This is a genomic window from Methylobacter marinus A45 (assembly GCF_000383855.1).
Classification (GTDB): Bacteria; Pseudomonadota; Gammaproteobacteria; order Methylococcales; family Methylomonadaceae; genus Methylobacter; species Methylobacter marinus.
This window is the reverse complement of the sequence record NZ_KB912877.1, coordinates 1,886,410-1,907,923: the sequence shown is the minus strand read 5'-3', so window position 1 is coordinate 1,907,923 and position 21,514 is coordinate 1,886,410. Positions and strand designations below refer to the sequence as shown.

The following is a 21,514-nucleotide window of genomic DNA, read 5'->3' as shown; positions in this document are numbered from 1 at the left end:
TTTATGCTACCTTTCCGTTTCCGGCTTTTCGCTTGTCAGTTTCGGGAACCTGCATATAACGGGCACTGAGTTCTGCTAGTGCCGCCAGGATAATGCTTCGGCTTGTCGTATTTACAGACTCCAGTGTTTTCGAAACTCGGTCAATTAGGTCGTTGATGGCTTCTCTGTCAGAGTCAATTACATCGAATTCTTCCAAAAGAGGAGTTGGTCTGCCTTCCATCCCAACTAACACAGCCATAGCCTGTCTTTTTTCTGGGCGGCCTTTAATGCGTGTGAATGTCTCTACCCTGAGAAACTTCTGCGCCATATCGGCCAATTCTATTGAGGCACGATCCATATCTGGATCAACCCAATCTCTTGGTGGCTTATTAGCGGCCAGACTAGCTACGCCTTCGAATTTCAGATCATCCCCATCGAACTGAGCGATACGGCCAACAAACGCATCCAAGCGGAAGTCGCCCGCTAGTTCTCTCACATTTTCCGCACGCTCACGGAGCTCGAATAGAGCTTGTTTCGATAAATTTGGAACTTGTAATTCTGCAAGTAACATATCCCGTAGCCGGTGCAGCATTAACGGATATGCTTGCACAAGTTCTTGCAATCCCTCTTTTACAATGGAAACAATTTTCTGAATATCTTCTTCACTTGAAATATCGGCTTTCTTTGTATCAAGTAGAGCAGGAATATCATCAAACAGGAACTTGTTCGGATCACGAGCACGTTTAAATATATCCCGAACCTGGACCGCTCTAGCAGAGAGTCGCACGGTGCGCTTTGTCCAATTCGGTAATTGCTCGTAAATTGCAACTAAACCCCTTGCGACATCAATAGGCTCAAGATGGATTAGCTGATTTTTGGTATCAAGGTCGCGTACCACATCGGCCATATCATAAAGTAATCGGCGGGATATATCGTTCAGGTCCATCCAGCGTAACTGGATTGTTTGCGCGTCTTTAGCCATATACTCAACATCAACATCATCAAAACGCGCGCGAAATAGACCTTCCCGATATATGGCAAGATTCTCCCGTTGAGTAAGAATAAAAGCAACAGATAAAACGGGCATTAAACCCTCTTTGATCCCAAAAGGTTGTTTTGACCAAAGATCGTAGAGTTCCGAGACAGCAACAGAGCGATGTTTGTTTTCTTTGATAAATTGAACCGCCGAGTTCCAAGCGGGAAACAACCTACATGAATCAGTTTCATCATCCGAAGGAGACACAAACTGCCATCCGCATTTTGTCTCTACATAGAGTCTTGTGGCTTCAAGAAGTGATGAGAAAAGTCCACCTTCCGCCGGGTAGCCATCTATGCCTAAACGTGCTGTACCTTCTTGAGTGATCATATGTCTCAAGAGAGCGTTCTGCCCCGCAATTGCACTACTAGACGGTTTTTGACGATTTAGGAGCTCATTATGCAGCTTCGGACACTGGTTGTAACGTCGATCCGCAAGTTCGGAAGCAAGACTATTTAAATCAGACTGTTTGTACCACTTTCGTGAATGATGTTTTCGATACCATTCGGCCTTGTCAAATGATTTGCTTAATTCTGTTTCCAATTGAGCCTGCAAATCTGCAAGTCGTGCCATAACCTCCCGTCGTGCCACGTGGTCCCCAGCAAGCTCAGGATGATCATTACTGACCTTATCAAGAGCTAGCAACTCACGGGCCAACATAACAACAGACCAAGCTCTTGGTGAATAACCCGCAACAATATCCCAGTCGTCACTAAAGTCGGCCGCTTCTTGGCAAAGGTTTTTGACGAGTTCTTCATCCTCGCCTTCAGTGGGAACTACAAGCAGAAACTGCCGAATCAGGTCATTTTTGGGTCGAAAACGCGATAACACAGTCATCACATCTTTAGCAGGAGTGATATTCACATCAAACCAGCGCATAGCCCCGGTTTTATGGTAATGTCGCTTGGCGAGAATGGGCTGAAGTCCCGCCAGAGACTTCAAGGCAGCAAAGTCAAGTTCATTTATATCTTCTAATGCTACACTGACGGCTTGATCGATATTAAAGTCACTTCCAGCAAAAATCGCATAGGCGTTCTGGAATTTCTTGAAGATGGTCAATGACCATTTATCGAGGGTATCAAGCGCTTCTTTCAAAGACTTTTCAGAGACATCCGGGAAGCAGGTCTTGAGAAGATCAAAGCTTGCGACCAATCCAGAGCGTTCTTTGAAAAGGTCAATGACGGCTATTGTTTTCAAAAGATCAACAAGGAAGACATCTCCACCCAAAGCCTCACATCGTTCCATTGCTTCTGTTGCTAAGGCCCAACGGTGACCATCAGGGGAAGCCAGGATAGAAGGTTCAAGGTTGGCCCGAAGATAATCCCACAGTTTGGAAGGCGTATAGAGATCTGTTTCGTTCGCTGAACGCAGGTAATCTTGAAAACCATGCAGTTCGGAAGAGTTCAGAAAACCAAATATGCTTCGTTGGTTTTGCCCAAACCGGCGACGCGAGATCGGACCAAGAAGGCACACCACGACGGGATGTAAAGGCCAACATTTTTCCAGCATGGCAGCCAATCGTTCTGCATCCTGTAAACGCTGCTTGCCCACCAATTGTGCTACAGATTTGGATTGTCCTGTTGCTTGAGGTTGAGCTTGGTTGCATTCTATCGCCCGAGAAATCAGGTCAATCTGTTCCTCGCCAATCGTATTAACAGGTAAATCAACAAATCGCCCTTGAATCTTGGCCCATTCATCGCGCATTTGATGTGAGAGCCGATGAGCGTATTCATCAAAAGCTTGATGCAAGACGCCTATAAACAAAAAACGACCGTTACTTCGAGACGCCGCTTCTGCTAACTGCTGAAATATATAAACATCCGTTCCATCATGAGCAGCAGCCTCTAGGAACTTGCCCATTTCGTCAACGAACAATATCAGACCGCCATGCGTACTTGGATCGCTTGCAGCTATTTCTATCAAGCTGTTTATAACATGTTCTTCTGACCAGCCTCCACTAGGGAGGCGGGTAACATAGCCAGCTTCTTTTATAGCCTCTCCGATTACATCGACAGGGTTATCCCGTTTTCCAACGACCGGAAGAACACGCCATCCTTTTGATCCAGTTGGAAGCGACTTCCACATCGTATTGGTAAGTTTTCTGCCAAAAACTTTTACTGCCTCTTTTTGAAGATCTGCATTACCATTGAGAAGCGCACTTAACGCAATAGCCAAACTTGACTTGCCGCTTCCGTAAGGCCCAGTCCATGTGAACGCACATTGACCCGTTTCAGAAACATGCCGGGCCATAGAAAGCAGTACATCTGCTGACGATTGCGGACAGATGAAGCCATCCAGAGCGCTTTTTTCACCTAAATCCGTATCAATTCTTATTGATTTTTGGAAACGCCGAGCAATGCGGACTTGATTAACTAATGCCATTATGCGATCTCCCTTTCATCTGATCGCCCATAATCCTTTCGAACAAACTCAAGCGCACTGCTGAAATCAAAATCAGATCCTCGTACCAACTGTTTCAATCCTGCTGTTTCTGACCACCGAAGTGCATTATTAGTAATGCTATCTATATGAGAAAGCCGGTCTGCAACGTCGTTTTCATCAAGCAGGAAAACGCGGCCCGGAGATCCCGGCTCATGTACAATTGCTTCAAATGACAGTGTTGATACCTTAGGAGAAAATTGTGACCAAAATTCAAGCAGGGCATAGATAAAAGCTCCATCTCCTAAGGTAGTTTTCTGACCACGAACGAAGCGGAATTCATCACGCTTGGAAACAGGCTTGATTAGACCTAGCTCGGTTAACGGAGATTCTAAAGAATCATCTCTTTCTGCTTTTGGGGATGAAGGTTGTGCTGCGTAAGTTCGGATAAAACAAGCCACGTCATTCTTTACCGTCGTACGGGCGGCATTTGGCCAATCCCGCCCAAGCCTTTTAATGAGATGATCTCGTTCAAAAGTAACCGCCGGGTAATAGCTAAACGCCCAATACCATGTGGTCTTTCTCTTCCATTCTGTTGCTAATTTCCAATGAATCAACCATAACGAAGTTGGGTTCTCAAGGTAAGGATCAACGCCTTGCTCACCAAAAAGCATTTGTCCGAGCGGTGTGGTTTCTGCTTGATTGGATCCCGATGGCTCTCTGATAATACCTGCAACCACAGCCCAATGGCGCATAGATGATACCATATTCTTACCCACACCGAACCGCGCAATGGCATCATCTCCCCAACATAGAGCTTTATTATTAGGCTCTTGCTCAGTTTCAGATACGCGGTCATAGCACTTCTTTAGCCATCCATAACGTAAGGGAAAGGTCTCGTGACCTGAGAATTGTGGTTTATAGCCCTGTTGGTAAAGTGGCCCGCGTGCCATTTTGATTTTCTCCTGGATGATACATCCAGGCGACTTTAATACAGAGAGTATGCTATAGTCAATGTCAATCTGGAGGTATCCTCCAGAAGGCGAAGGAAAGCCTCGAGGGGTATGAAGTTATGAAAAATGAAATAACCTGTTGATTAAAAATGATAAATAGAGATTTTTTGTATTTTGACTATCAGGCCACAACACCTGTGGCAGAACAAGTTTTGCTCAAAATGCATCCGTACTTCAGAGAATCATTTGCCAATCCTCATTCCTCGGATCATGCACTTGGTTGGAAATCTTCTGCTGCAATAGATAACGCGACAAAGCAAATAGCCCGTCTCATAGGTGCAGACAGTGACGAAATTATCTTCACTTCCGGGGCAACAGAGTCAAACAATCTAGCGTTGCTTGGTCTAGCAAGACGTGCGATGTTAAAAGGATCACGACGAAAAAGGATTCTCCTTAGCGCGATAGAACACAAAAGTGTACTGTCAGTCGGACGTGTACTGGAATATCAGTATGGTTTCAAAGTAGAAAGAATCGCTGTAGATAAGCATGGTCATATTTTGTTGTCCGATCTAGAGCAGCAACTTGACGATGATGTGCTTATTGTTTCTATCATGGCCGTAAACAACGAAATTGGTTCTATGCAGAATATCGCCGGATTATCTAAGGCTATTAAGGCATGTGGCGCTGTTTTTCACTGCGATGCAGCACAAGGTCCAATCGCGATGAGTATGCAAGAGTTCGCGCAAAATGTAGATTTGCTTAGCCTATCTGGGCACAAGATGTACGGTCCCAAAGGCATCGGTGCTCTTTATATTCACCGTAATCTCCAAGACGAGATAGAGCCTCTAATCTATGGTGGCGGTCAGCAAAATGGATTGCGGTCGGGCACCTTGCCTACTCCATTATGTGTTGGCATGGGAGCAGCCGCCGAATATATGTGCTCAGACAATATGGGCAGTATGCGCGATGAATTACATATGCGTCGGGATAGGTTTATTGGCATGCTCTCGGCGCTCCCATGGCCAAGCAAGCTGTATGGCCCCGAGGCGGATAAACGTCATCCCGGCAATATTTCTATCGGATTTTTAGGATTCAGTGCGCAAGATATTCTTGGTGCAGTACAGCCGCATTTGGCAGCATCTACTGGATCGGCTTGTACCTCTGGTATTCCTGAACCATCCCATGTTCTTAAAGCCATTGGTTTGACAGGAGAAGAAGCGGATTCGGCAATACGATTCAGCCTTGGCTTTGAAACCACAGACAGCGATTTAGAAGGAGCAGTCAAACAAATCAGTACAGCATTAAGCAGGCTGTTTGTAATAGGGCTGTGATGTTTTATCACTTTTCGAGGCAAAACGACGTCCAATTTTTTCCAATCAGAGAGACTCAAGTAATTGCTCTAAAATGCATTCAGCAAATTCTCTGTGCGCGGGGCGGTAGAAAAGAGGTGGTCTCTAAAATTGGACACTGACTTAAATGATAAACTGATTCTAATGTAAACACTATTTCATGGAAATAGTATGTAAAGCGGATTATTCAGTCAGATGATTTTGTTTTGTAAAACACTACATCTAAGATTTTGATATAACTATTTGATTTACTATGGTAAACAAAAATATTATGAGACTTTATTCTTAATTTTCAAGGGTAATGAAGTAAAATAGTCAAAAAGTATGATACTTTACGGCAGCATTAGCAACCAGATTGTCGTAACAGAAAGACAGGATGGGTCAGGGGATGATCAGTATTTATTGAGATACGTTCGAAAATTGGGGCCAGGCAATTATGAATTAATCGCGAATAATCCGGAATATCAGCCCATGCCGGCAATGGAAGATATGCGTACTTTTGCGCGACTTAAAGGGATCATTGATTTAAATGACTTGGAAATTAATGACTAAGTAATGAGCATGGAATAAATCAGGGAATTGTAGGTGCGAATTCATTTATGCCCTATGGGTACTTGTGCCCTAGAGGGTATTCGCACTGTGCGGATACCAACAGTAGGCGCCCTAGGCGAATCCGCACCTACACCGGAAATCCTCCGCGCACTTGAGGAAGTTATTTTATGCGCGTTCCTAAGCCGATATCGGCCAGTTGGCTGAATCAAACCGGAATGTGTTTCGGCATAACCAAAAGGCTCAACCGTTCAAATGGCGCCGTCCATTAGAGGAAATAATGGTTTAGCCTGGGATAAGGCATTTGTTGACAGAAGAGCCGAGCGCATTTGTAGTTTATTGTTTGATAAGATGAATGCTTGGTTGAGTCAATATAATTCGTTTCATTCGTTAATGATTGCGTTGCAATCAGGAAAAACAATCCATGTTAAAACCGAACAATCCAGATTTGGTGAGCGAACAAGACTATTTACAAGGCGAATTAATCAGCGACGTAAAGCATGAGCTTATCAATGGCCATGTTTATGCCATGGCTGGAGCAAGTGCTAACCATGAGCGAATTGCCGGTAATATTTATAGAAAATTCGGTAATCATTTAGACGGCTCAGCTTGTGAACCTTTTGGTTCGGACATGAAGGTTAAGGTTGGTTCAAATTTCTTTTATCCCGATGTGAGCGTCGATTGTCATTTCGATGAGTCCCAGCCTTACTACACGGAATCCCCAATAATCATTGTCGAGGTTTTATCGAAGGCAACGCGCAAAACCGACGAAACCGTTAAATTGCTGTCTTATATCAACATACCCAGTTTGCAAGAGTATGTGTTAATCGAGCAGGATTATGCCGATATTCAGGTAATACGGAGGCGTGAAGCCTGGCTGCCGAGACATTACTTTCTTGGCGATGAAATCACGTTTGAATCAATCGATCTGACGTTGCCGGTGGAGGAAATCTATTATCGTGTGCATAACGCGGATATGGATGAGTTCCTAAGCAGCAAAATGGCGCAATAAAATATTGCGCGCTTTTAAAAGTTTAGTTACCGACCTCAAGGCTAGCGGAAACGAGGCGGCGCGCCAGAACCTGGAAGCAGTTCCCGATTGACGACTGCCAGTTCACGATCGCATCGATGGGAAATTGCCTGGGAAACAACCCGGCGGCGCCTTCATTCGGGCAATAGCTTCCTGTGAATCGCAATGCAAAGCGGCCTTAACGTTTCAGCCACAGGCAGCACTGCGAACCTATATCCTCGTAGGGTCGAATTTACTTGTGCCCTTTAGGGTATTCGACCCGAAACACTGAGCTCGCACTGGAAGCCCGCCGGACGTTCCGGGTCCAAATACTCATGAGCACAAGCCAACTCAACCCTGCCGGTGCGTAATATCAGTAAGAAAAAAACGGCAAAAAAACACTTTACATATAAATGAGAACGATTATCATTTGAAGAAACTTAAATGATTTGGCTTTTATATGAAAAAATTATTTTCCATGTTCCGCCCTTCTCCATTTGTAAACCTGGCGATAGCACCGGACGTACTGGCGTCCCTTGTTGAAAGAGGACAAATCCATGCAACGGATTTTAGGTGTTTGGACTTCGGGTCAAAGCGGATCGTCTGGAAAATATTTTTGTCGCTGGCCAAATCAAAAATCAACACTACGCCAAACCGGCGCGATCGGGAGTAATCGATATGACAGATAATCAAAGCTACGGGTTGTTAATCAGCGCAATCAAACATTTAAAAATCCAATACGCATCCCGGCCGTCTTCGTGCATTGCCCTGGCCATCTCGCGGCAATACCGGTGGCTTGCCGAAATCTGCGAAGAAAGCAGTCATCAAATCGACTACTTCAACCAGTCAAGCTTATGGTTTAACAGCTACCGGCAAACTAAGGACAAGCTGTCTGGTAGTCAGTCAATTTAATTATGATGGTTAAATTGTAGGTGCGAATTCATTTATGCCCTATGGATACTTGTGCCCTTCAGGGTATTCGCACTGTTCACACTCTATGAATACTCTGCAAATTTTACTCGTCAGAGACATAGGATGTGCCGACGCCAGGAGGCGCATCGTTAGCGATTTCAGGAAGTCATTTTTAGAGCAATCAGCCGTTACTTGAAAGCAACGACTGTTGTGCAAATTGAGTTTTGTTATCGGCAAGCCTGCCTGAAAAATAAAGTAGGGTACGCATTGCGTACCTTTTTCAGCGGTTCCGGTGAATGCCATCCCAACTCGTCAGAGACATAGGATATGCCGGCGCCAGGAGGCGCATCGTTCGCGATTTCAGAAAGTCATTTTTAGAGCAATCAGCCGTTACTTGAAAGCAACGACTGTTGTGAAAACCGAGTTTTGTTATTGACAAGCCTGCCTGAAAAAATCCGGTGGGGTACGCATCGCGTACCTTTTCCAGCGGTTCCGGTGAATGCCATCCCAAAAGGTACGCACTACCCTAAAGGGCATAAATGCGTACCCTACCGGATTTATGAATTCCTCTGGCACCTATCGGCCAGTGAATAGCTTGCCTGGATCAGGCTCGCCGGCCAGCGTGCCAAAGCACGGCCACGACCGGCACGGCAAGGGCAATCCAGGACGCCATATCGCCGATACCGTCATGAAGCAGGGCGGCAATAAGGCCGATCGCGCTGATCATGGCCAGCAGGATCGGCGCTCCCCAAATTTGCAGCCCGGTTAACGGCTTTTTCATTGGCCATCCGCCTGTTTCGGGGCGCTGATCGGCAATGCCGCCTCCGGCTTTTCGTTCATCGGCATGCCCAGCCGCGTTTCGAACGGGACCTTGTGCTTTTTCAGCCACAGGTACAAGCCGCTTATCAGCACCACAATGCTGAGAATATCCAACACTGCCCAGAGGATCTTGAGCGGCAGGCCGCCGTAATCACCAAAATGCAGCGGCTGCGAAACCAGCAGGGCGCTGACATAGCCCGGCAGATCGCGTTGCGCGATTACTTTTCCGGTTTGCGCGTCGATGAGTACCGGTTTGAGCATTTTGGAAGTCAGGGGCGTCGCGCCCTGCATGAAGGCGACGAAATGATGCGGACTGGCGAAGTCATTGCCCGGAAAAGCCATGAAACCGAGCGTCATGCCGGGTGCCGCATTACCGGCGGCATCAAGCGCCCGTTGCGCCGAGACGATACCGGCAAGCGGCGGCCGGCCGCGGAAAGGCGCCGTCATTTCCGCCAGCTCCGTGGACTGCCAGCGGTCGAATATCGGAACCGACAGCGTATTGATCACGCCGGTAACGCTCACGACCAGCAGCCAGACCAGCGTCACGATGCCGAGCAGGTTATGCAGGTCCAGCCATTTTACCTGTGCGGACCGGCTTCGGCGGATACTGCCAAAACGGATTTTGCGCATGTAGTAACCGTACAGCACCGTGCCCGATATCAGCGAAATGACCAGCAGCAACCCCATGAAGCCCAGAAACAGCATGCCCGGCAAACCGACAAACAAATCGACATGCAGCCTGAGCAATACATTCATGAAGCCTTGCCGCAGCGGGTATTCGTGCAGGAATTCGCCGGTGCGCGCGTCGTAGCTGTAGAAGGCCGATGGCTCCGGCGCGTCGGCGGTGACCCCCAGCCGTACAGACCACAAATCCGGCTCGTCGGGATCGCAGACCAGGAATTGCACGGCATGACCGGGCTTGCGCGTCTTGGCATCCGCGATGATATCGTCCAGATTCGCGCGTTGCCCGGTCTCAGGCAGGGCCGGCGGCTCAACCTGAAACCCCAGCGCGTGATCGATCTCGTGCGCGAAGATTAACGGCAGTCCCGTCAGACACAACAGCAGCGCGAACAGGGTACAAATCAGGCTCGTCCATTTATGGACCTGATACCAGGGCTTTATTGAATCTCGATTCGACATGGGACGGCTACCGCGCGAACCGGTGCATGATCATCGCGGCCATGGCTGCCCGCGGCATCTTAATGGCGGTCAATGCGCAGTGCTCAGCCATCAGCACTCCTCCGGCAATTCAGGTTTGCTTTTATGGGGCTTGAAGGCCGCGATAGGATTTTTCAGCGTGCCGGCGAATTTCAGGTTTTTGGCCGGATCGGCGAGATCGATCATTTGCCGGTTGTTTCCCAGTTGCAGCCGGTTCAGGCAGGAGCGTAGGAATTCAGGCGCGAACAGGTCGTGGCGCGCGAATTTATCCGCCAGTTCCGGATGCGCGCGTTGATAGTCCAGGATGCAGTCCGCGACCTGCCGCCAAAACCGGTGTTCCGCGTAATCGCCCTGTTCAACCAGAATGTGGGAGAGATAGCGAAAAATGCAATCGAAAAAGTCGGTGAAGATCGACAGAATCTTCAACTCTTCCGGCACCGATACCGATAAACGCCGCACTTTCTCGGATAGCACGATGTCCTGGTTCATGATCGCGGCTTCTTCGGCAATGTCTTTCATGATCGTGCTGACCGGGACATCGTTCTCCAATACCAGGATCAGGTTCTCGCCGTGCGGCATGAAAACCAGGTCGTAGGCGTAGAAACAGTGCAGCAGGGGGCTCAGGTAGCCGTCTAGATACTGCCGTAGCCAGGCCGTGGTATCGAGGCCGGATGACTTGATCAGGGCCGGCAATAACGCCGTGCCCCGGGCATCGACATGCAGCAGCGCGGCCATGGTCATCAAGCGTTGCCCCGGCTTTAACCGGGGCAACGGGCTTTCCCGCCACAACGCCGCCAGCATTTTTTTATAGGGGCTGTCGCAGGTCATGGCCGTCTCATAATAAGCATTGCGATAACCGATGGCGGCCACTTCGCGCAGGATGCGAAAGCCTTTTTCCGCCAGATAGGGGTCCTGTTCAATCAAGCGGTTGATGCAGTCGTTAATGGCGGGCGTGGCGCTCATGTAATAAGGCGAAAGCCCGCGCATGAAGCCCATGTTGAGAATTGACAGCGCGGTTTTCACATAGCGTTTGCCGGGATGGCTGATATTGAAGAAGGTGCGGATCGACTGCTGGGCCAGATACGTGTCCTCGCTGTAGCCCAGGCAGACCAAGTACCGGGCCGCGATATCGGCGGCGAAGATCACGGCCAGTTTGTTGTACCACTGCCAGGGATGGGCGGGCATAAACCAATACTGATCCGCGGCCAGACCTTGCCGTTCCAGGCAATGGCTAAATTTCTCCAGGTTCGCCGCCCCCAGTTCCTGGTCCATTAATGCCTGATAGGACAAATCATCGGCGCAGGAAAATTCCGCTTTGCTTTTATGCACCGCCAGCCAGACCAGCTTGACCGGCGCGGCGGCCTCGGGCGCGTAAACGCGGTAGTCGACGGCATCGAAGCCGATCCGGCCGTTATTGGCCAGAAACACAGGATGGCCTTCCATCATGGCGGTTTCGAGCGTTTGAAAATCAGCCTGGATAAGGTCAGCGACTTCGACGCCCTGTTTGCCGTGCTTGTAAGCGGCGCTATACAGTGTGCTGGTAATCTCTTCCATGTAAGCGGGCAGCATGGCCGGATCAATAGCCAGCGTCCGGCTTATTTCCATGATGAAGCTTAGCGAATCCGCAGGCATCTTGTCGCCGCCGACCCGTTTTTCCAGGGAATCCTTGTCGATGCGCCAATGTTCCAGGCTCATCACCTGCGCCCGAAAGCGGTATTCGATGTCAGGCTGGTCGGTCTTCAGCCGATAGTGCCCCCAGCCGTCTTCCGAGAACCGCAGTTCGGGATGGATCAGCCGTTCGTGCGCGAACTCGCTGATGGCCTTGCAAACATGCAGGAGGTTCACTTTGGCCCAGCCTTCTGCCTGCAAATGGCTGACCGCCTGCTGGGGCGATGCGGCGATGGCCGTGCGCAGGGCATGGTGTTCCCGGTTCAGCGCGGCTTGGTACTGCTCTCGGGTGCAAAAGGCGAGGCAGGCGGTTTTGTCGGATAAGCTGATGGTCTTTTGATAGTCGAATCCCGCCCGTTTATTCAACACATGGATTTTGTCGTTGCGGATATCCGGCTCCACTACGATGCGCTTTGCCTCGGGATCGCTGAAGATAAAGTCCATGATGACGGTAAACACCGACCAGGTGAAACCGGCTATCGGGCGCTCGGCCGGGGCAACCAGTACATGCATGCCCCGGTCGCCTTGCTGCCGGGCATAATGCTTGCCCACTTCGGCGTGTCCGGGATCGTAGCATTCCAGCAGAAAAGCGGGCCGGTCATTGCAATAGCCCATGAACACCTCCGCCTGCGCGGTTATTTTTCTGTATTCCGCTTCAACCTGCGCCACAGACTGGCCCTGCAATCCCCAGTAACGGGCATACTCGCGATTGACCCAATCCTGTATCCGGTCGATATCCTGAGGAATTTGCAAGGGGCGCAAGCGGAAAGTGCCGATCGCCGGCACATGTTTTTTGAAGTTGAAAGTATCGTTATCCATGTATTGTGGCTCGTTATTAGTTGGTGTAATGGGGCGTGATTCGCTTCATGAGGTTTTCATCACGGCAGCGGCCGATTTCGACCCGGCTTTAAACAGCAGGCTGTATAGCAGGACGGTCAATAACCATCCCGATGCGCCCGCGATTAAAGGCATTTGCAGGTCGCAGGAAGCGACCAGCGGACCGATGCTGAAGAAGGCGAGCAGCGCGCCCAGGCTTTGAAAGAAATAGATTTTGCTAAAGTCCGCCGCGTAGGAGGCGGGCGTACTGATGGCGAATAACAGCGAATCCAGGCGCACCGTGGCATGAAACAGGGCCCAGCCGTACAGGCAGCGGCCGGCCAGCACGACCGCTTCCTGTTGCGAGGCTTGCAGCAGCAGCCCGCAAATGCCTGAAAAGACCGCCGGCACAAGGCCGGTCTTGCCGATCGCGCGGTTCTTGAGGCAGAGCGCCAGAAAGGCCATTACGCCCGGTATGGCGAATACCAGGCCGGAGACAATCTCGCCGTCCCAGGCGGAAATGGACTGCCAGTAGCGCGAGAAGAAAGGCCGTACCAGCCAGATGCTGAAATAAAACAGCAGCATGATCAGGCCCAGCTTATAAACCCGGCCTGAAGCCGGCCGGCCGGTTGCCGGTGCCGGTTGTTCCCGAGGCTCGGCCCGGGCGGTCGGTTCAGCTTTTCCCAGCAGGAAAACGCACATAAACATCTGCGCGAAGTCGCCGGCCGCCATCAGCAGAAAGACTTGGCGCGGCTCGAACCACTGCAGCACGAAACCGCCGGCGCCGGCGCCGACTATGGCGCCTAAATGCACGATGACCGACAGCAGCCCGATCGTGCCGCTGTGCTTTTCCTGTTGTTCAAAGCGCATGATATGCGGGTAAATCAGCAGATAGCTGGCTTTGAATACCAGCATCAGCAGCGAAACCAGCCAGAAGTCCCGCAACGTTTCGGCTTCATGGCACAGAATGCTCAATACCCCGGCGGCGAACTGGGTATAAATCAGCAGCCTGATGACCGGTACGGATCTGGCGATCCGTGCCCACAGCGGAAACGCCAGCATCACCACAAAGCAGGTCGCCCCCAGGTAAAAGCCGACCTGCCGCGGTTCGGTAACGGAAAACACGGCCTCGAAGAACTGCGGGTAAAACGGCAGCAACATGGCATCGCTCACCACCGAGACCGCAATCATGGCCACGAGAGAAAATTTCACTGTCGAAGTCATGTTTAACCCGCTTCCGATCCGGAAAGTACGATTTTTTCCGCCGGCGCCGAAAACCGCTGAAACGCGATGCTTTGTTCGATGGGGTAGTGTTCCTGGCCGGTGACGGCTTTGATAATGCAGGCATTGCGGTAACAGACCATGCCCAAATCCGGCGTGACGAAGCCGTGCGTATGCAGTCCGACATTCTGTACAAAGATGTCCGTGCCGTCCCGGTCTATGCTGTAATTTCGGTTGACCGCGAACCGGCCCTGTTCGTCCCATCGCAGGCGCGGGGCGATGCCGGCCACAAACGCCGGTAACTGGTAACTGTAGCCTGTCGCCAGCACCAGTCCCTGCGTGCGATGGCCGTAGCGGACTTCTTGCTCGTTTTGATGCACTGTCAGTTCAAAATGCTGATCATCCGGATTGAAGGCGGCGGCCTGCAATTCCGTATTCGTGAACAGGTTGACCCGGATGTCATGGCTGAGGCGCTTGACGTACATCAGATCGTAAATATCGTTAATCAGGGCGCCGTTAATGCCTTTGTACAGGTTTTTTTGCTCACGGATCAAACGCGCTCTGGTGTCCGCCGGCAGCTGGAAAAAATAATCGACGTATTCCGGCGAGGTCATTTCCAGCGTCAGTTTGTTGTACTCCAGAGGAAAAAACCGGGGCGAACGCGTAATCCAGCTCAATTCATAACCATACACATCAATGTCTTGCAGCAGGTCGTAATAAATTTCAGCGGCGCTTTGCCCGCTGCCCAGAACCGTAATCGACTGGTTGCCTTGCAGCGCTTTCTTGTTCGGCAGATAGGCCGATGAATGGATCGCCCGGTCGGCTATTTCCCGGCAGCAACCCGGCATGTACGGGACGGTTCCGGTGCCCAGAACCAGCTTTTTCGCATGGTAAATTTTGCTTTGGCCGGTGTCCGTGCATCGCGCCCGGATGACATAACAGCCCAGGCTGGCGCAAAATTCGATGTGTTCGACCCGGGTATTGAAGGCAATATTGCCCAGCCGGCTCGCGGCCCATTGGCAATACTGGTTGTATTCGCTACGCATCAGAAAGAAGTTTTCCCTGATATAAAACGCGTATATCCGGCCCTGTTCCTTGATGTAATTCAAGAAGCTGAACGGACTGGTCGGATCGGCCAGCGTGACCAGATCGGACAGGAACGGCGTTTGCAGGTGCGCATTTTGCAGCAAGATCCCCGAATGCCAGTTAAATCCCGCGTTTTTCTCCAAAAACAGGCTGTTCAAGCCTCTAATCGGTTCCATCAGGCAGGCCAGGCTCAAATTAAACGGGCCTACGCCGATCCCGATCACATCGTAAGTTGTCTCACGCATCGCAGCTCTCCTTGATGATGGCCTGTCCGACGGCCTGGCAGGCCGGCTGGCCGGCGCTGTCGGCGCCTGAATTGAAGTGGTTTTGCCCATGGTATTTGATTAATTTAAGCACGGCCTGCATGTCCTGAATGGTCGTCAACGGGTTCAGCAAGGTGAATTTAAGATACTGTTTTCCCTGGACTTTGGTGCTGGCGATGAGCGCCTCGCCGGATCTTGACAGGGCTTTGCGGATAGCGGCATTGAGCGCATCGAGGTCTGCTTCCTGATATTGCCCGGACGGGCGATAGCGAAACACCAGCGTGCTGAGCTGCGGCTGATGGAGCACCTCGAGGCAAGGCTCCGACAGCAACAGCAAATACGTCTGTTTCGCCAGGTGAATGACCTGGTCGAACGCGGCGCCGATCTGGTCAGCCCCCATCATGCGCAGTGTCAGCCAGAGTTTCAGCGCATCGAAGCGCCTGGTGGTTTGCAGGCTTTTATCGACCAGGTTCGGCGTGCCCTCACGGACCTGGCTGAGCGGGTTCAGGTATTCGGCATGGCACGTGACAACGGCCAGATGCCGCCGGTCTTTTACCAGAAACGCGCTGCAGCTGACCGGTTGCAGGAATGACTTGTGATAATCCACCGTGACCGAATCCGCGGACTCGATGCCGGCCAGCCAATGCCGGAATTTCGGCGACACCAGCAGGCCGCAGCCGTAAGCGGCATCGACATGCAGCCACAAGCCGTGGGCGCGGCATATTCCGGCGATTGCCGGCAAGGGATCGATACTGCCGAAATCGGTGGTCCCGGCGGTCGCGACCACGGCCATCGGGATCAAGCCCTGCGCCAGACAGTCCTTGATCGCCTGGGCCAGCGCCCGGACATCCATTTTGAAATAGCGGTCGCAAGCAACCGGCACCACCGCGTCATAACCCAGGCCCAGTATCGCGGCCGCTTTTTGGATGCTGAAATGGCTGAGCTCCGAACTGAAAATGCGCAATTTATGGCAATCTTCCGGCAAGCCCTGCGTTTTATTGTCGTGATGCCGCCATGTCTTCGAGCAGATGTGGTCGCGCGCCAATAGCATCGCCATCAGGTTGGATTGCGTGCCGCCACTGGTAAAAATGCCATCCGCCCGCGCGCCCAGGCCGATTTTTTCCGCCGTCCAGTCGATCAGCTTCTGTTCGATGAAAGTGCCGCCCGCACTTTGGTCCCAGGTATCGACCGAGGAATTGATCGAAGTCAGCAGCAGTTCGGCCAAAATAGCCGGCAGCACAATCGGGCAGTTGAGGTGGGCGACATAGCGGGGATGATGAAAATAAACGGCATGCGCCAGGTACAGTTCCTCAACTTCCGCCAGGGCCTCGTCAAACCGGGCGCAGGCGTGATCCAGGTCGACCGAGTTAAATTGAGCCGCCAGTTCGCGCGGCAGAATGCCGCTGAACGGTTTGTCGACGGCTGACAGGCTTTTTTGTATCAACTCAATGCCCTGCAACAGGGCGTTCTTATAGCGGTGTAAATTCTTCTCATGGAAAATAAAGCTGGCGAGCCGGGATTTATCCTGCCCAGGTTCGCTGGGCGTGTTTACCGGTTGCAGCTTTAAAGTGTCGGCGTTCATAGGCTTACCTCTGGTTGAAAGTGGATTGCTTAATGGTTAAACAAAGGTCGGCTGGCCGGATCATCGCGCCGGTTGCGGAACTGCCCTTGGTGAAGCCGGGCAAATCCGTGGTCAAGCCATCGCGCGGTGATCTTGATGCTGGCGGTTTAGGATTTGGCTGAAAATAACTTCCTGAAATTAGCTCGCGAACGATGCGCCTCCTGCCGTCGGCGCATCCTATGTTTAAACAGGGAAATTAGTTACGACCGGATCCTTAGCGGTAAAGCGGGCCTTACCGCGTAGCGGTTCAGAAACTGTATTGAATGGAACCGGTTACCATGCGTCTTGCTCCGTAGGTGGTGAAGTCGTCGAATGAGGTCGTGACATGCTCCTTGTCGAGGACATTCTGCATGTTGAAAACCAGCTTGATCTGGTTCCATTGGTAATGCATGGTCGCGTCGAACAGCACGTAGCCCGGTATTTCCGTGGTGTTTCTGTCGTAATACGTGTTGCCGAACGAGGTGCCGATATAGCGCACGCCGCCGCCTATGCCCCAGCCCTTGGCCATGCCGGACGGCACGGTGTAATCGGCCCACAAGGTGGCTTTGTGCTTGGGGACATACTCCAACGGCTCGCCTACTTCACTGGCAAAGGAGCTCTTGGTGACTTTCGCATTCAGATAGCTATAACTGGCCGTCAGATTCAGGCCGTTGTCAAAGCTGGCGAGGCCTTCCAGTTCGACGCCGTTGGAATGCGCTTCGCCCCGTTGGACGCTCTGGAATGAAACGGGATCGAGAGTCAGGAAGTTTTCCCGGGTGAGATCGAAATAGGCCAGGGAAATGAAACTGTTCTGGTTTTTCGGCTGGTATTTAATGCCGAACTCGTATTGTTCCCCGGTCTCGGGCTTAAACGGCGTTCCCGTGACCAGATCGGTGCCCAGCGCCGGCAGAAACGACTGCGCATAGCTGAAATAAGGCGCCAAGCCGTTATCGGCGACATACACCAGGCCGGCGCGGCCGGTCAGTTCCTTGTCGTCCTGGCGGGTCCGCGTGCCGCCGAGCCGGTCTTCGGTCTCGCTTTCCGCCATGTCGTAGCGCCCGCCCAACGACACGCGCCAGTGCTCGCCCAGTTTGATTTGGTCTTGAAGATAAAGCCCGATTTGATTCTGCGTGATCGCCTCGTCTGTGCTGGGGAACGGAGCCGGGACGCCGGCCCCGTAAGCCGGGTTATAAATATCCAGGTCCGGAGCAACGCCGAATGGCAATACGTTGGTGGCGTCCGTGTGTTGAAAATCCAGGCCCGCCAGTACCGTATGGTCCACGAAACCGGTTGCGAATTTGATCTGCGCCTGATTGTCGAGGCTGAAGCCGCGTGCCTCGCCGTCTATCTCGTAATAATAACGGCCGATGGTGCGCTGGTCCGGCTGCAGGAAAGCGGCATAGACACTGCGGACATCGATTTCAGTGTTGTAATAGCGGGTGTTTTGCCGAAGCGTCAGGTGATCGTTGAAACGGTGTTCAAACAAATAGCCGACGGCAAACTGTTCCCGGTCATAGCGGTCGACATCCGGTTCGCCGGTGAAGGTGCTGGTCGGGATTTTACCGTTGGGATTGCCGTATAAAGTGCCCTGGATGGGTAACCGTTGCGAGGACTGGGTTTCATCCTTCTGATAGTGGCTTAAAAAAGTCAGCGTGGTATCGGCGCTGGGTTTCCAGGTTAGCGACGGCGCGATGTAAATGCGGTTGTCCTTGACGTAATCAACCTGGGTATCACTGTCCCGGCCCAGCACGGTGAGCCGATAGGCGAGGGTTTTGTCTTGATCGAGCGCGCCGCCGACATCGAGTTCGCCCTGGTAATGATCGTACGAACCCGCTTCAAACTTGATGCTGCCGAACGGGTCGAACGAGGGCCGTTTGGACACATAATTGACCAGGCCGCCGGCGCTGGCTTGGCCATACAGCACGGACGCGGGGCCGCGCGGTACTTCAACGCGTTCCGCGCCAAACGGTTCGAGGTTATAGCTGACGGCAAATCCGGGATTGACCAGTTTCAGGCCATCCAGGTAAAGACCGGTTTCCGTGGCATCGAAACCGCGCATCTTGATCTGGGTATAACGGGGCTCAAACCCGAAAGGCTCGCTCTGAACGCCCGGCGTGTAACGCAAGGTCTCGGCCAGTGAACTGACGTTCTGCGCTTCCATCTGATCATCGGTAATCACCGAGATCGACTGCGGCGTCTCGATGAGCGGGGTGTCCGTTTTGGTGCCCGCGCTCGAGGTATCGGCCACGTAGCTGCCGGCTTCCTCGCCGCGCGCGGCTTTGACCTTGACGGCCGGCAGCGTGATTTCCTGTTCGTCGGTTGCGGGGACGGCAACGGGCTGCTCGGCGGCCATCGCCAGGCCATTCAGCGCCGCCCCCAGCGGCAGCAGCGGACTCAGGCGCCATTTGCAGCCAATCGTTGCCGCTTTTAAAGACAAATTTTTTTTCGACATGCGTTTTCCCTTGGTATCGCTTTTTAAATGAAGTAAAAAGCTGCCTGGCAGGAGACGCTGGGTGGCTGGTTTATCAGTTATAGCCTCACCCCTCGCCCGAAGGCGAAAGGGGTGGCGAAGTCATGTTGTGATTGTTCCTTAGTGTGCGCCGGATTGCTCCGGCTCGGACACGAAACCGATACGCGTGACGCCGGCCTTGGCCGCATCGGCCAGGGCTTCGGCGACAAACCGGTACGGCACGGCCTGGTCGGCGCGCACATGCAGCTCCGGTTGCGGCGACTGCTGCGCGATCTGCCGCAGGCGCTCGTTGAGCTGTTCGCGCGTGACGCCGGCTTCATCCCAGAATAACTGTCCTTCGCCGTTGATGGACAGCGCGATATGTTCGGTTTCGGTCGCCTGCGGTGTGCTCGACGCTTGCGGCAGGTCGATTTTGACGGCATGCGTCATCAGCGGCGCGGTGATCATGAAAATAATCAGCAGCACCAGCATCACGTCGATCAACGGCACCATGTTGATTTCCGAAACCGGGTGCTGGCTTTTGCTTTGGTCGAAGTTGCCGAAGGCCATCACGCACCTCCTGAAACAACGGCCGCCGTTGGCCGGGCGGCGGATGACGGCACGCCCATGGGCGTGCCGGTGGTCAGAAAGGCAAACAGGTCATGCGCGTAGGCATCCAGCCTGGCCAGCACCAGGCGATTGGCGCGCGCGCAATCGTTGTAGGCCAATACCGCCGGAATCGCCACGGCCAGGCCCAGGCCGGTCATGATCAGCGCCTCGCCCACCGGGCCGGCAATCTGGTCCAGGGTCGCGGCTCCGCCTTGGCCGATGCCGAGCAGGGCATGATAGACGCCCCAGACCGTACCGAACAGGCCGACGAAAGGCGCGGTGCTGGCGATCGAGGCCAGGGCCGTCAAGCCCCATTCCAGGCGCGCGGTTTCCTCGTCGATCGCCCGGCGCATCGAACGGGTCAGAAACTCCGTGGCGGAGCCAGCCTCGTGCAGACGCTGCGCGCCATGAGCGGCGTGATGCCGGGCCGCGGTCATGGCATGCCGGGTTAAATAGGCAAACGGTTCTTTCGGCGCATGGTCTTCCAGATAACGGGCGACTTCATCCAGCGAGGCCGCGTCCCAGAAAATTTGCAGAAACCGCGCCGAATGCCGGCGCATCAAGGCGCCTTGCCAGGCTTTGACGACGATGAAATACCAGCTGGCGACCGACATGGTGACCAGCAGGCCAAAAAGGGTCTGGCCGACGCCATCGCTTTGGGCCAGAAAATGAGTGAGGTTGTCTTTGAAATCCATGAGCTTATCCTTTAAGTGAAAATGAAACAGGAACGACGACCCAGGCCGGTACGACCCGTCCGTCCTGGCGCGCGGGCACGAAGCGCCAGTTCTTGACCGTCTTCAGCGCCGCCTGGTCCAGGCGATCGAAGCCGCTGGTCTGGCGCACGGACAGTTGGGCGACGGTGCCGTCGGTATTAACCTTGACGCGCAGCAGCACTTTGCCTTGTTCGCCCAGCCTGCGCGAAATCCTGGGATAGGCGGGGGGCGGGTTATCGAGATAATTGGCATTCAGGTGCGGCAGGGTTACCGGTGCCGCTTCCGCCGGCGCGCCCCGGGTGGCCGTCGATGTTGTCGGTGACGTTGTGGTCGCGGCGGGAGCCGGTGGCGGGCTGGACTCAACCGGTGTTTGAGCGGCTTGCGTCTTTTCCGCGGCATTGATAGCCGCTGTGCTGTTCGATGAGGAAAGCAGTGGTTTCGGCTTGGCCTGCGCCGGCTTGTGCGGTTTGGCCTTGGGCTTGGGTTTTGGCTTGACCACCGGTTTCGGCTTTTGCTGGGGTTTTGGCGGTGCGGGCTTTGCCGGTTCTGCGCGCGGCTGCGGGGATGAAATCAGGGAGACCTGGATAGGGGTTGGCGGTGTTATCGGCTCCGGCGCTTCGGATGTCGGCGCTGCGGCAAGCCAGGCCAGATGAAATACCAGCGCGACGCACAAACCGATCAAGCCTTCGCTCCATCGGCAGGCCGGCAATGTGCTCAGGCGCCGGTTGAATGACTTAGCCGCGGGTAAAGGATGATTGCCGGCGCAGAGTGATCCGTAATGCGGCGCCTCGGCGCAAACCGATAGCGCTGCTCTGGCCGCGGACTCCGGAAAATTGATAATTTTTTTAGCCTGTACGGACATGGCGTACCTCGCGGTTTATAAAAAAATTGCTGGCTTCCTGGCCCGATGGGGCTGGGGCGCTGGCTATGCCGCTGGGGGAAGCGG

Annotated in this window: 17 protein-coding genes; 5 read left to right on the top strand and 12 right to left on the bottom strand. The window is 52.9% G+C overall.

Annotated features, from left to right (window positions below; translation table 11 throughout):
- Position 1 precedes the first annotated feature (1 nt).
- Entirely contained in the window at positions 2-3,397 is a 3,396-nt protein-coding gene (locus METMA_RS0108795) for a hypothetical protein (RefSeq protein WP_020158712.1), read from the bottom strand.
- The gene (locus METMA_RS0108790) at positions 3,397-4,347 is read right to left on the bottom strand and encodes a DUF4007 family protein (protein ID WP_020158711.1); all 951 of its coding nucleotides are present in this window, start codon (positions 4,345-4,347) and stop codon (positions 3,397-3,399) included. Before METMA_RS0108790 ends, METMA_RS0108795 begins: the two co-directional genes overlap by 1 nt.
- Before the next feature lie 149 nt (positions 4,348-4,496).
- On the opposite strand from METMA_RS0108790, the gene METMA_RS0108785 reads away from it, so the two are divergent.
- The 4 genes from METMA_RS0108785 (at position 4,497) to METMA_RS0108770 (ending at position 8,166) form a co-directional block, all read left to right on the top strand.
- Positions 4,497-5,678: a cysteine desulfurase family protein gene (locus METMA_RS0108785; RefSeq protein ID WP_027147165.1), complete on the top strand. Its 1,182-nt coding sequence runs from the start codon at positions 4,497-4,499 to the stop codon at positions 5,676-5,678.
- Positions 5,679-6,669: 991 nt separating this feature from the next.
- Entirely contained in the window at positions 6,670-7,257 is a 588-nt protein-coding gene (locus METMA_RS0108775; RefSeq protein ID WP_020158708.1) for a Uma2 family endonuclease, read from the top strand.
- A 457-nt stretch (positions 7,258-7,714) separates the two neighbouring features.
- Positions 7,715-7,927, top strand: a complete 213-nt coding sequence (locus METMA_RS26355) for a hypothetical protein (RefSeq protein ID WP_081918031.1) — start codon at positions 7,715-7,717, stop codon at positions 7,925-7,927.
- A 5-nt stretch (positions 7,928-7,932) separates the two neighbouring features.
- Positions 7,933-8,166 carry a hypothetical protein gene (locus tag METMA_RS0108770; RefSeq protein WP_084254104.1) on the top strand — a complete coding sequence of 78 codons (234 nt, stop codon included), beginning with the start codon at positions 7,933-7,935 and terminating at the stop codon, positions 8,164-8,166.
- Between the two features lie 604 nt (positions 8,167-8,770).
- On the opposite strand, the gene METMA_RS27470 is transcribed toward METMA_RS0108770, so the two are convergent.
- The 6 genes from METMA_RS27470 to METMA_RS0108735 form a co-directional block, all read right to left on the bottom strand.
- Positions 8,771-8,947, bottom strand: coding sequence for a hypothetical protein (locus METMA_RS27470; RefSeq protein WP_020158706.1), 177 nt, complete (start codon positions 8,945-8,947; stop codon positions 8,771-8,773).
- Entirely contained in the window at positions 8,944-10,125 is a 1,182-nt protein-coding gene (locus METMA_RS0108760; protein ID WP_020158705.1) for a PepSY-associated TM helix domain-containing protein, read from the bottom strand. Before METMA_RS0108760 ends, METMA_RS27470 begins: the two co-directional genes overlap by 4 nt.
- 90 nt (positions 10,126-10,215) lie before the next feature.
- Positions 10,216-12,630 (bottom strand): GNAT family N-acetyltransferase, encoded by a 2,415-nt coding sequence (locus tag METMA_RS0108750; RefSeq protein ID WP_020158704.1) that lies wholly within the window; start codon positions 12,628-12,630, stop codon positions 10,216-10,218.
- Between the two features lie 45 nt (positions 12,631-12,675).
- The gene (locus METMA_RS0108745) at positions 12,676-13,839 is read right to left on the bottom strand and encodes an MFS transporter (RefSeq protein ID WP_198014486.1); all 1,164 of its coding nucleotides are present in this window, start codon (positions 13,837-13,839) and stop codon (positions 12,676-12,678) included.
- A 14-nt stretch (positions 13,840-13,853) separates the two neighbouring features.
- The gene (locus METMA_RS0108740) at positions 13,854-15,179 is read right to left on the bottom strand and encodes a lysine N(6)-hydroxylase/L-ornithine N(5)-oxygenase family protein (RefSeq protein WP_020158702.1); all 1,326 of its coding nucleotides are present in this window, start codon (positions 15,177-15,179) and stop codon (positions 13,854-13,856) included.
- Positions 15,172-16,779 (bottom strand): pyridoxal phosphate-dependent decarboxylase family protein, encoded by a 1,608-nt coding sequence (locus METMA_RS0108735; protein ID WP_020158701.1) that lies wholly within the window; start codon positions 16,777-16,779, stop codon positions 15,172-15,174. Before METMA_RS0108735 ends, METMA_RS0108740 begins: the two co-directional genes overlap by 8 nt.
- 32 nt (positions 16,780-16,811) lie before the next feature.
- On the opposite strand from METMA_RS0108735, the gene METMA_RS28030 reads away from it, so the two are divergent.
- The gene (locus METMA_RS28030) at positions 16,812-16,940 is read left to right on the top strand and encodes a hypothetical protein (RefSeq protein ID WP_020158700.1); all 129 of its coding nucleotides are present in this window, start codon (positions 16,812-16,814) and stop codon (positions 16,938-16,940) included.
- A gap of 125 nt (positions 16,941-17,065) precedes the next feature.
- On the opposite strand, the gene METMA_RS0108725 is transcribed toward METMA_RS28030, so the two are convergent.
- The 4 genes from METMA_RS0108725 to METMA_RS0108710 all read right to left on the bottom strand — a co-directional run bounded on the left by METMA_RS0108725 (position 17,066) and on the right by METMA_RS0108710 (position 21,430).
- Positions 17,066-19,249 carry a TonB-dependent siderophore receptor gene (locus tag METMA_RS0108725; protein WP_020158699.1) on the bottom strand — a complete coding sequence of 728 codons (2,184 nt, stop codon included), beginning with the start codon at positions 19,247-19,249 and terminating at the stop codon, positions 17,066-17,068.
- 138 nt (positions 19,250-19,387) lie between these two features.
- Positions 19,388-19,816, bottom strand: coding sequence for an ExbD/TolR family protein (locus tag METMA_RS0108720; RefSeq protein ID WP_020158698.1), 429 nt, complete (start codon positions 19,814-19,816; stop codon positions 19,388-19,390).
- Positions 19,816-20,550 carry a MotA/TolQ/ExbB proton channel family protein gene (locus tag METMA_RS0108715; protein ID WP_020158697.1) on the bottom strand — a complete coding sequence of 245 codons (735 nt, stop codon included), beginning with the start codon at positions 20,548-20,550 and terminating at the stop codon, positions 19,816-19,818. Before METMA_RS0108715 ends, METMA_RS0108720 begins: the two co-directional genes overlap by 1 nt.
- Positions 20,551-20,554: 4 nt before the next feature.
- A complete protein-coding gene (locus METMA_RS0108710; protein ID WP_020158696.1) occupies positions 20,555-21,430 on the bottom strand; it encodes an energy transducer TonB in 876 nt (291 codons plus the stop codon).
- Positions 21,431-21,514: the final 84 nt, after the last annotated feature.